Here is a 10,889-nt window from a genome sequence, read left to right on the forward strand (position 1 = left end):
TCGATGTCCTCTCAATGAGTGGCGCCGGGCAATACCCGAACACTGGCAAACGTCTGGTCGTCGAAGGTCGCGCCCAGGGATGCCGCACGTACGTGCAGGTACCAGGCGCCTTTCTGATCGAGGGTCACCGGGGCTTCGTAGATGCCGTTGCCGACATCCCGCGCGGCGACCCGCTGTGGTCGTGAACTGGGCGCCAGGAAGTAGCGCACCTGCACGTCCTTGACCCCGCTGCGTTGGGCCTTCTGCTTGCCCTCGACGATGCGGAAGCGCACCACGTAAGGGCTCCCCTGGGTGGCGGTGGATTTATCGAGCATGAACTCCACTTTCGGCACACCCGCCTGTTGCGGGGCGTTGTTGTTCGCCTCCACCACTGTGCTGAAGCAATGGATGATGTTCGGTTGGTTGAGCAGGAACGCCACGTCGAAACGCCCCGCCGGTGGCAGCTTGATCCGCGCGCTGTACAGACCTGGCTCGACTTCGCGCAGGCTGCGGTCGATGACCAGCGCCGCCCGCGCCACTTGCCCGCGATTGGGGTAACCCGACATCGGCGCGTTCATGCCTTCGGCATAGAAGTAGGTGGTGTTGTCCGCCGGGTTGACCACGAACACCGAATTCTCGTCCCGCGACACCCCCAGGCTCGATGCCAGCGGCAGGTCGCCGGCCAGCCGTGGCGGCTGGGTACCCGCCTCGAACCCCTGGCTGATCGGCTGGCGGCCTTCACCCAGCGACAACAGGTTGATCATCGTCACCTTGGGCGAGGCCAGTCCGCGAATGTAGGCATAGGCCTTGGTGAACACCACTTGATAGGGTTCGGCGGACACGTCCAGTTCATGGATCAGCGAATCGGTCGCCGCGTCGATCACCGAGGCCTGGTTTTCCAGGGTGTTGAGTACGATGCCGAACCGGCCGTCGGCGCTGAAGCCCATCGGGCCCAGGCCCTGCTTCATCTTGATCACCCGCCGCACCGACTGGCTCGCGGCGTCGACCACGGTGACCGTGCCGTCCTTGCCATCAGCCACATACGCGGCGCCGGACAATGGCGAATACACCACCGACAGCGGGTGCGAGCCGGTCTTGAGTTGTTTGATCAGGGTCAGGCTGGCGATATCGATGATGCTCAGGGTGCCGTCATCGCGATTGGTGACGAAGGCAAAACGGCTGTCCTTGCTGAAGGCGATTTCATGGTGCCCGGCGCCGGTGGCCAGGTGCTTGAGGGTTTTCAGGCTGCCGGTGTCGATCACCGTGACCCCGGATTGCTCCGTGGGTTTGGCGTTGTTGCCGACCCACAGCAGGCGTTCATCCGGTTGCAGGGCCATGCGCACCGGGTTGCTGCCGGCGGCCACCGAGTCGACCAGTTTGAATTGTTCGCTGTCGATCACCGCCACCTCATTGGCGGTCGGCATCGACACGAAGACCCGTTTGTTGTCCTTTGGCGTAACCCAGTCCATCGGCGGTTGCTTGATGTCGATCCGCGCCATGGTGCTGGTGATGCCGCCCACCGACACCGACGGGTCGACCACCGAGACGCTGGCATCGCGGTTCATCACCAACAGGAAGTAGCCGTTGAGGTCGAGCAGCGGCCGTGCGCCGATGCTTGATTTGAGGAAGACGCCGACCCGTGACTTGCAGCTGTTTTCTCGGCCCTGGGCCTGGTCGGCGGCAGCGGCTTCCGGGTCCAGCCAGGCGCCGGGGGCGACACCCGCCAGCGGTTGACCCGAGGCCTTGTCCGTGACGCGAAACTGCACGTCGGCGAACTCGCCTTCACGCAGCACGCCGTCTGCGGCCAGCGGCCGCACTTCCAGCGCCACCGACACACCGTCACGTTCAAGAGACTGACCGGTCCAGGTATTGGGCAGCGCCACCTCGCTGAGCATGACCGGAGGCGACGTGCGCGATACCCCCAGCCAGATCAGCGCCACCCCGATAACCAGGGCGCAACTGGCGAATGTGATGGTCCTGTTCATGTCCCTACTCCCCTTCAGATCTTCGTCTGCCTCGTTCCCGCCGGCCTGCGCAGCCCCTTTGTGGGGGCGGTGTCGCCCCCCTCATCTCCACGCCTACGGTACCGGCGCCGGTTCCGGTTCGTTGGTTACCCGCAGCAATCCCCACAACCCGGCGCTATTACCGAAGGAGGCGTTGTCGCGGTACAGGTAGTCCCCCGGTATCGCATTGCTGCCCCCGGCGCTCGGGTGCATGAAGCTGAAGTGCGCCGCCGGCAACACGCTTTCCCGGGCGCCGATGTACATCGACATCGGGTTGAGCCCGAACCGCACCGATCCCACCCCTGGCGTGCCCATCGGATAACCGCCCAGATCGCTCTTCTCCGACTGGAACGGGTTGACCGACCAGACGTGGCCATCGAGCTGGAAGGTCGAACCGCGACTGCCACCGGACGGCATCAGGATATGCGTACGGAACGGTTGCCCCGGCTTGACGTAGAACACCGGCGTTTGCGGATCGCTGCCCACCAGCGCGTTGCTGTACGCCATGTGCGCGTTCGGCACATCGCCGAAGGTGCCAGGGCTGCCGGCGTGACCGAACGGCGCATCCGGGGCCAGGCCGAAGCGGAACCACATCGGCTCGACCTTGTAGTTGATCGCCATGCTGGCGTTGTCCTTCGGATCGTTCGGTACACCGTTGCCTTCCGCAGCAATGCCTTCCACCGGCCGCCCATTGGCCCAGCGCGTGTTCAAGGCGCGCTGCCAGACCATCGCAAAATCGCGATAGCTGGTCTGGCCCGACGCGGTGACCGTGGCCGATGCGCGCTTGGCATCCTCGACCCAGGTGGAACCGATCGGCAGGATGCTCATCGCACCACCCAGGCCTTTTTGCGGCTGTTTGATGACGTCCGCCGGGGTGATGTTCAACCCGCCGAACTCCACCGCCGTGGCGTTGATGTTGTCGACGTTGCGTCCCAGCTGGGTGATTGGCTTGCCTTCACGCTCCAGGTGCCCGGCGTAGTACTGATAGGTACGGGTCGGGTACGCGCCGGTTGTGCCGACACGCGGTGGCACGGTCTGGATCGGGTTGGCGCCGACGTTGGCACCGTCGGATTTGGTGATGTCATAGGCCAGCAATTGCGTGTGCAGGCCGACATGACTGGATGGCCGCATCAGGTTGTTGTTGAAGGTGGTCGAACCCATGCCGTCGTTACGATCACGCTTGGCCAGGCCTTGCATGATGGCGGTCTGGGCCAGGTCCGGCATCACGCTCGGCAGGCGGTTTTCCAGGGTGATGTTGATGCAGTCACCCGCCGCCGCACGCAGTATCAGTGGTTCGACAGGCTCCCCGGGTTTCAGCTTGCCGGTGGTAGGGTCGAGGTCGGCCTTGCGCACATACAGGATCGCGGTCGGGTCATGCAGCGGCCCGCTTTGCCCGCCGAGGGTGAAAGTCTCGCCATCTTCAGGATCGGTGATCGTGACCTGCGGAATGCTCATCGGCCGCGAGTTGAGCACCAGGGTGCCCCCCGTGGGTTTCAACGGTCCGCCGACATGCTGCCCGATACCCGCCGGGTCGCCGATGGACAGGCCCAACGGGTTGGTCAGGATGTCGTTTGCCAGCGCCGCGACCACTTCGTAGTTGCGTTGCACGGTAGGCCGGGTGCCGATTCCGTTCGGGTTGGCGCCGTACCGTGGGCAGATACCATCAAACGCCACGGTGTTGCGCATGCCGGTCGGTTTCGCGTTGTTCGGCAGCGCGAACAGATCGCTGCGTTGCGCGGTGTAGTTACGCATCACGCCCCAGATACCGTTCCAGTAACCCTCGATGGACGCGTCCATGGTGTACAGATAGTCACCCGTGGTCGCCGCCGCACTGGAGATCATCGACACCGGCGCATTGAAGCCCATCTGTTCGGAGATCCCGACCATCTGCGAGGCGCGCCAGCCGGAGTTGGAGCTGTTGCCGTAGCCGGAACCGCTTTGCAGCCATTTCACGCCGTGCAGGGTGACGTTGTGCTCCTCTTCGTGACCGCCGGCATGCACCCGCAGCCGCACGTTGTCACCGGTGTAGGTACGCAGCATCGGCGTGAACGGGTCACCCGGCTCCGCGCCACCCTTGTTGATGTGCGGCGGAAACAGCGTGGTGCCGCCGGTCGGGCCGGTGGCTGAGGTGATCAGGTTCGGCGCCAGGTTCATCGCCGGGATCGCGCGGTCGGTACGGCTTTGCATGGCGTACGCCAGATCGCCGCCCAGGCCGTCGGCCTGCATGCCGCGCTTGCCGTCCGGGCCGACCTTGTTCGGGTCGAACACCCGCAGGGCCAGCGGTTCGTTGCGGTAGTTGACGACGAACATGCCCGGGTCATCCACCGAGATCGCTTGCGGGCAAGGCCGGCTCGGGCAACCGGGTTTCACGCCGCCACGCAGCTCCACCACCGCTTCGAGCAATTCGCTGGTGTTGTCGCGCACCGGCGGGTTGATCGCGTAGCGGAAGCTGTCGGCCGTGGCCGGGAACGCTTGCGGGTTCGGCACGCCGTCAGGACCTGCGCCGACGTACACACCCGCTTCATAGGCGTGCTGGAAGTCGCTGTATTCGAGGAAGAACTCACGGAAGCTGTCGTTCTTGCCGTCGTAGTCCAGGTCGCCGGTAGAAATCACCGCTTGCCACGAAGTCGGCCCGCCGTCCTGCCGCGCGCCGCTGTACAACGGCTCGCCGGTTTCGGCGTGGAACCAGGTGGAACCGGCCGGTTCAGCCAGTACGGTGGCGTACAGGCCGATCTGCTGGTGAGTCGATGGGCCGAGGTGGTCGTGGGTGAAAATGGTGCCCAGGCCACGGTCGATGCCATAGGTATTGATCACCGGATCGGCGAACCAGCGCTGCATGGCCGTGCGCGCCCCGACCCAGTCCGCCCGGCCGAATTGACCGAAGTACGGATGGTTCTTGGCTTTCGGACAGGCAGGCGTGCCGTCACGCGGGTCGGTGCCTTCGCACTGGTTGTACTCGCGGATGGCCTGGATGCGCTCCTGCACGGCACCTGGGGAGAGCACGCCGTCTTCGTAGTTCCAGCCGTTGGAAGAACCGTCCGCCGCGGTCAGGTCCCATTTCGGCAGGTGGATGTGCTGGCCGATCACGTCGGTCGGCGTGCGCACTTGATAGTCGTCCATCTCATAGGTGGCCGGTATCAGGTTGGTTTGCTGGTACTGCACACAGTCGAAGGTGTTCATGCGCATCACCAGAGGCTCTGGCGGACGCTGCTTGGTGATCACCGGCCAGGCGTCTTCCCACAGTGCCAGGATGCGGGCTTGCGGGAAGTGGTAGCCGACCTTGTTGTACACCGCGTCGAACTGGATGTTCGCGGCTTTGTAGATCCGTGGACGGTCGGCGGTGAAGGTCGAGGAACCGATGAACGACATGCCGTCGAGACGCTCGCCGCTGGCGAACTCACCGGTGCCGGAACTGCTGGTCAGGCGTTTTTGCCGGTCGTCCATGCACGGTTCGAAGTACGGTGCACCGGCCATCGGCAAGGCGCCGTTGGTGCGGAAGTTGCGCGCCACGACCTGGCTGCCCGGCAGCACGGCAAAACTCGGGTGATCCTTTTTCGCGTGGAACGCCATGGCAGCCTGTTCGACTTCGGTGCCTTCTTCGGGCAGGTAAATCGGTTTGGCCCGTTTCACGGATTTGGAGAAATCCAGCGAAGTGGTAATGGTCTCAGCCTCGCCTCCTTCGGAGACACCGCCCAGGGCATGGCGCGGCAAACCGCCGTCCCAGCCACCGGATTGATTCGGGTCGAGGTTGGCCCACAGGGCATTGCCGCTGGCTTTCAAGGCTTGCGCCGTGGCGGCGTCGAGCATGTCCAGCGGTGGGGTCGGTGGGCGTTGGCCGACCGAACTTTCCATGCCGCCGATCCAGAATGGATAGCCAGGGTTTTTCAGGGTGCCGTCGGCATTGCGGTTGGCTTCGCTGCGATCGACCAATGCCAGGGAACCGATAGCCGCACTGTTGGTATGAGCACCGCCGCCATGATGCTCGCCGTCATCGTCGCCCTCTTCATCGTCATCGTCATCGTCATCGTCATTGGCGGCCACCAGGGTTTCGCCGAGTTTCGGTACCACCGCGACTTTGCCCGGCATCGGCGGCATGGCTTTGCCCGGCAGCGGCACCACGGCGGGAATCGGCGTGCCGGCAACGATTTCGCCATCGGGCAAGGCCCGTGCACCGGCTGCGGGTTTACCGCTACGCAGTGCGTACGGCTCGCTGTGGAAACCATCGGCGCCTTGTTGCGAGACTTCCAGTCTGGTGCCTTCTTCGAACACGTCATGCACCCGCCACATGGCCCACATGCCTTGGGCGAAGTGCGGATAGAAGTGGCAGTGATAGATCGCATCGCCCGCCACCCGGTTGCGGTTGCCCGAACCGCCGTTGGCGATTTCATAGGTGTAGCCGGCGCCCGGGCCGATGCCTTGGGCATCCACGTAGTCGGAGTTATCGTCGTTGGGGTTGAACAGCCACTGATGGCCGTGCAAGTGGAAGATGTGGTGCTCGTAGCCGTTGTGGGTATTGCGGAATTTGACGAAGTCGCCGATGTAGCTGTGGGCAACGTTCGACGGCTCCGACGGATACAACGCCGTGGTCGCCTTGACCCCGACCTGATCGGCGTTCGGCACCTGGCCGGGGGTGATGCCTTCGAGGCCGGCGTTGGCCGGTACGTCCACCAGCATCGCCACGTCCCCCACGGTGTGGGCACTGAGGAAGAACTCTTCGTATGCGCAGGACAGGCAATCGTGCATCGGCCCCACGCCCAGGCGGTTGGCGACCACTTCGGCACCCATGCCGCCGGAGCCGTAGTTGATCATGAACGAGTCGCGGGTCGGCTCCAGCACGTGGGCCATGACCGGGTCGGCCCAATAAGCCGGGAAGGCCTGAGTGACGGCGGTTTCATCCTGGAACTGCGCGGAGAAGTCGCGGAACGGCTCCAGTCGATTGGGGAGCGCCGGGTTGCGTTTACCGAGGTTTTCCAGTGGATAAGTGGATGCCGGGAAGCTGCCATCGGCGTTGCTGCCCATGACAATCGCATCGGCTTCGCTGGTGACAATTTCATTGCCGTCGACCATGTTGATGATCGGCTTGCCGGCCTTGCCTTCGCGGATCCACGGTTCGCGCTGCGGATAGCGTGCCTGGTAATCGACGATCGGGTGACCGGCCGGTGTCCGTCCGGTACTGGCCAGGCGCATCTCTTCCTCGGTGATGGTGTTGCGGTAGCTGCGACCGCCCTTGGGCATGACCGCCACCTGGGCGAACAGGCCATTGGCGTTGTTGCCGGCCGTGCCCTCGCTACCGAACGTGGCGCCGCGGCTGCTCACCGTGAACGCACCTTCGCGTTCGGCATACAGGGTGTAGGAACGGCTGCCACCAGGGGCGACCAGGGTGTTGGCGTTGCGCCCGGTATAGGACGAGATGTCATCGATACTGTTGACCGCCTGCATGCCGTTGACCTGGAAACCGACATGGCGATCACGTACCTGCTCGTCGACCTTCCACGGATCATGGCCTTCACCGACTTCGATGCCTTCTTCCTCTTCACCCTCCTCCTCTTCCTCTCCACCTTCGTCGCTGTGGGAGCCGGGGTTGGCCTGGTAGGCCAGCAGGTTCTGCAGGTTGACGGTCAGGCAGTCACCGGCCGCTACCCGCAGCACCAGTGGACGCGGGCGCTTGTCGGGCCGCAACGAAACCTTGCCCGGCACCGCGGCGCCCCCCTGGTCCAGGGAAATCAGACGGTCATCGACCACGTCACGGCGCAGGGCGAACATCATGCCGTTGACGTTTTGCGCACCGAGACGGTTGAACATCAGTGGCTGGTCCAGCGCCACGACGTTGGCCACCAGGTTGCGCTCGCAGCGCACCGCCGCTTCGGCGATCTCGATGCCGAGCATCGACGCGGCCAACAACAGCCAGGGGAGAATGGATGGAGCGCGGTGTATGCCGGTCATGATCACGGGCCTCGCTGTGGGTGCTCACAGGGAACAATTCTCGACAAGGGTCTTTGAGCAATCTGCATGCCATAAAAAATCTGTTTATTTTTCAGCTGGTTACGATTAGCACTTCATTCATCGGGGGAAATTCCCCAGTTATTCCCCCCACTTTTACGCCGCTGCCCCCATTCCCCAATGTTGGGGAAACCCGCCCCGTTTTTTTGCTCACAGCGGGGCATCCGCCGACAGTCCCTGCAGACGCCGGTACTGGTTCAATACGCTGGGCACATAACGCTGGGTTTCGGCGAACGGCGGGATCACCCCACCGCGGCTGAGTACCGCTTGGGGACCAGCGTTGTAGGCGGCCACGGCGAGGGCGATGTCGTTGTCGAACAGCGTCATCAAACGCTTGAGGTAGCGGGCGCCGCCCTGGATGTTGGCCTTGGGGTCGTAGACGTCGGTCACGCCCATCTCTCGGGCGGTCTCGGGCATCAACTGCATCAAGCCCCCCGCGCCCTTGGGCGACACGGCGCTGGCGTTGTAGCTGGACTCGGCCTGGATCACCGCGTGCAGCAGCGCAGCCGGCAATTGATGGTCAGTGGCCGCCTTGGATACCAGCTCGGCATAGGGTCGCGCCGCGATCATTTGTGGCTGCTGATCAAGGCTGACCACCGTCGCTTCAGCCTCGCGGATGACCCGCTCATAGTGGCGTCCGGGCCGGTGAACGTTGGACAGGACAAAGTTGCCCTTGGCGTCCACGGAAACGAACACGTCGGCCTGGACGGCGCCGGCCAGCAGCGTCAAACCGAGCAATCCAGCGGTGAGAGCTTTCATTGTTCTGCCTCCCCTGCCCGGCCCCGAAAAATGGGGGTAATGCCCCAATGGCCGGTCGTTTATCAGCCATACGCAAGCACTGTGCCGAAAGCGCGAAGGGCCGTGGCACGGGAGGTGCAGAAGGATGCGCAAGCCTTTATCGGCCCTTTGCATGGCAATTGCATAAGCCCCGGTTACATAAACCAGCTGCGATCCTTCTGCCGACTGTGTGAGGTCATCATGAATCAGCGACTGTCTTTCGCCTCCCGTGCCTTTTCCCTACGAGCTCAACGCGGATTCACCCTGTTGGAACTGTTGGTTGTGTTGGTGGTGCTTGGACTGTTGGCCGGCATCGTCGCGCCAAAGTATTTCGCGCAACTGGGCCGTTCCGAAGTGAAAGTGGCCAAGGCGCAAATAGAAGGCCTGGCCAAGGCCCTGGATCTGTACCGACTGGAGGTCGGTCATTACCCGTCGACCGAACAGGGTTTGCAGGCGCTGGTCACCGCGCCCAGCGACGAAACCCGCTGGACCGGTCCGTATTTGCAGAAGAAACTGCCGCAGGACCCATGGGGCCGTAATTACACCTACCGCTACCCCGGCGAAAACGGCGAGTACGATCTGCTGTCCATGGGCAAGGACGGCCAGCCCGGTGGCGAAGGCGAAAACGCCGAAGTCACCAGTTGGCAGTAACGGAAATGGCGACCATGCGTTTTCACCTCAAAGCGGTAGGCAAGGCCGGTGTGGTGTCCATGACCGTCGAAGCGCCGGGCCACAGCGAAGCGCGGCGGATTGCCGAAGACCAGGGCCTGCGGGTGGTCAGCCTGCGCGCCGAACGGCACTGGCGGGCGTTGCGCCTCAAGCAGCGCGAGACGTTCAACCTGGTGCTGTTCAGCCAGGAATTGACGACGTTGCTCAACGCCGGTCTGCCGTTGATCGATGCGCTGGAAAGCCTGGCGGAAAAGGAAAACGCGCCCCAGGCCCGCAAAACACTGAGCGAGTTGGTGCGCCTGCTTTATGAAGGCAAATCGTTCTCCCAGGCATTGGGCCAGTTGTCGGCGGTTTTCCCGCCTTTGTACGTGGCGCTGGTGCAGTCCAGTGAAAAGACCGGTGCCGTGGGCGATGCCCTGGGCCGCTATGTCAGCTATCGCCAGCGCATGGACGAGGTTCGCCAAAAGATCGTCAGCGCTTCGATCTACCCCATGCTGTTGCTGGTGGTCGGAGGTGGCGTGGTGTTGTTTTTAATGGGTTACGTGGTGCCGCGCTTCAGCCTGGTGTTCGAAGGGCTGGGGTCCAGCCTGCCGTGGCTGTCGCAGATCCTGATGAGCAGCGGCATGTTCCTGCACGCCCACCAGGGCGAATTCTTCGGCGCCTTGCTGGCGATCATCGTCACACTCGCCCTGCTTCAACGACAGCCGTCCTTTCGCCGGGGCCTGGATCGCCTGATCGAAAAACTCCCGGCGGTGCATCAGCGCATCTTCATGTACGAACTGGCGCGCTTTTACCGTTCCCTGGGAATTTTGCTTCAAGGTGGCATTCCCCTCGTCACCGCCATGGGCATGGTTCGCAACCTGCTGACGGTGGCCTCCCGCGCGCGCCTGGACCAGGCCTGCGAACGGGTGCGCGAGGGTCAATCGTTATCGGCTGCACTGGAACTCAATCACCTGGTGACCCCGGTGTCCCTGCGCCTGCTGCGCGCCGGCGAACAGTCCGGCAACCTCGGACAAATGATGGAGCGCAGCGCCGATTTCTACGACGAAGAAATCAGTCGCTGGATCGAATGGTTCGTGCGGCTGTTCGAACCCTTGCTCATGACCTTCATCGGCCTGCTGATCGGGGTGATCGTGATCCTGATGTACATCCCGATTTTCGAACTGGCCTCCAGCATTCACTGACCCTCTGGAACGGGGTCTCACGCCACGCTGCAATCTTTTTCAACGTTCAACCGAATAACCCGGGACGTTGGCGTGTTCATCGACTGAATACAGCAGCAAGTTGCAATGTTCATCAACGTTCCAGGCTGAACAAGAAGACGGAGAACGACATGCACATCAACAAGCTTTTACTGGCAGTAGCGATTGGCGCGGTTTTGTCGGCGTCTACCGTATTGATTCCAGGCAGTGTGTCCGATATGTCGAGTGCCCATGCGAGAGATGGCGGTAGTGGTGGGGG

5 protein-coding genes are annotated in these 10,889 nt (G+C 63.1%); 2 read left to right on the top strand and 3 right to left on the bottom strand.

Going from position 1 to position 10,889, the window contains the following annotated elements; all coding sequences use genetic code 11:
- Window positions 1-11: 11 nt before the first annotated feature.
- From FFS64_RS28945 to FFS64_RS28955, 3 genes are all read right to left on the bottom strand, one after another.
- The gene (locus FFS64_RS28945) at window positions 12-1,964 is read right to left on the bottom strand and encodes a YncE family protein (RefSeq protein ID WP_137808169.1); all 1,953 of its coding nucleotides are present in this window, start codon (window positions 1,962-1,964) and stop codon (window positions 12-14) included.
- A gap of 93 nt (window positions 1,965-2,057) precedes the next feature.
- Window positions 2,058-7,925: a manganese-oxidizing multicopper oxidase MnxG gene (gene mnxG / locus FFS64_RS28950; protein ID WP_137808170.1), complete on the bottom strand. Its 5,868-nt coding sequence runs from the start codon at window positions 7,923-7,925 to the stop codon at window positions 2,058-2,060.
- Between the two features lie 207 nt (window positions 7,926-8,132).
- Window positions 8,133-8,741, bottom strand: coding sequence for a lytic transglycosylase domain-containing protein (locus FFS64_RS28955; protein ID WP_137808171.1), 609 nt, complete (start codon window positions 8,739-8,741; stop codon window positions 8,133-8,135).
- 219 nt (window positions 8,742-8,960) lie between these two features.
- Between FFS64_RS28955 and gspG the strand changes: the two genes are divergently transcribed.
- Together gspG and FFS64_RS28965 are read left to right on the top strand one after the other, a co-directional pair.
- A complete protein-coding gene (gene gspG, locus FFS64_RS28960; RefSeq protein WP_137808172.1) occupies window positions 8,961-9,410 on the top strand; it encodes a type II secretion system major pseudopilin GspG in 450 nt (149 codons plus the stop codon).
- Between the two features lie 14 nt (window positions 9,411-9,424).
- On the top strand, window positions 9,425-10,612 hold the full coding sequence (locus FFS64_RS28965; protein ID WP_137808173.1) for a type II secretion system F family protein: 1,188 nt from the start codon (window positions 9,425-9,427) through the stop codon (window positions 10,610-10,612).
- Window positions 10,613-10,889 lie beyond the last annotated feature (277 nt).

Origin of the sequence: Pseudomonas sp. G(2018), assembly GCF_005502415.1 — a bacterium.
Lineage (GTDB): Bacteria > Pseudomonadota > Gammaproteobacteria > Pseudomonadales > Pseudomonadaceae > Aquipseudomonas.

Excerpts from the sequence above, each read along its gene's own strand:
- FFS64_RS28945 (WP_137808169.1), bottom strand. The coding sequence starts at position 1,964 with ATGAACAGGACCATCACATTCGCCAGTTGCGCCCTGGTTATCGGGGTG.
- mnxG (WP_137808170.1), bottom strand. The coding sequence starts at position 7,925 with ATGACCGGCATACACCGCGCTCCATCCATTCTCCCCTGGCTGTTGTTG.
- FFS64_RS28955 (WP_137808171.1), bottom strand. The coding sequence starts at position 8,741 with ATGAAAGCTCTCACCGCTGGATTGCTCGGTTTGACGCTGCTGGCCGGC.
- gspG (WP_137808172.1), top strand. The coding sequence starts at position 8,961 with ATGAATCAGCGACTGTCTTTCGCCTCCCGTGCCTTTTCCCTACGAGCT.
- FFS64_RS28965 (WP_137808173.1), top strand. The coding sequence starts at position 9,425 with ATGCGTTTTCACCTCAAAGCGGTAGGCAAGGCCGGTGTGGTGTCCATG.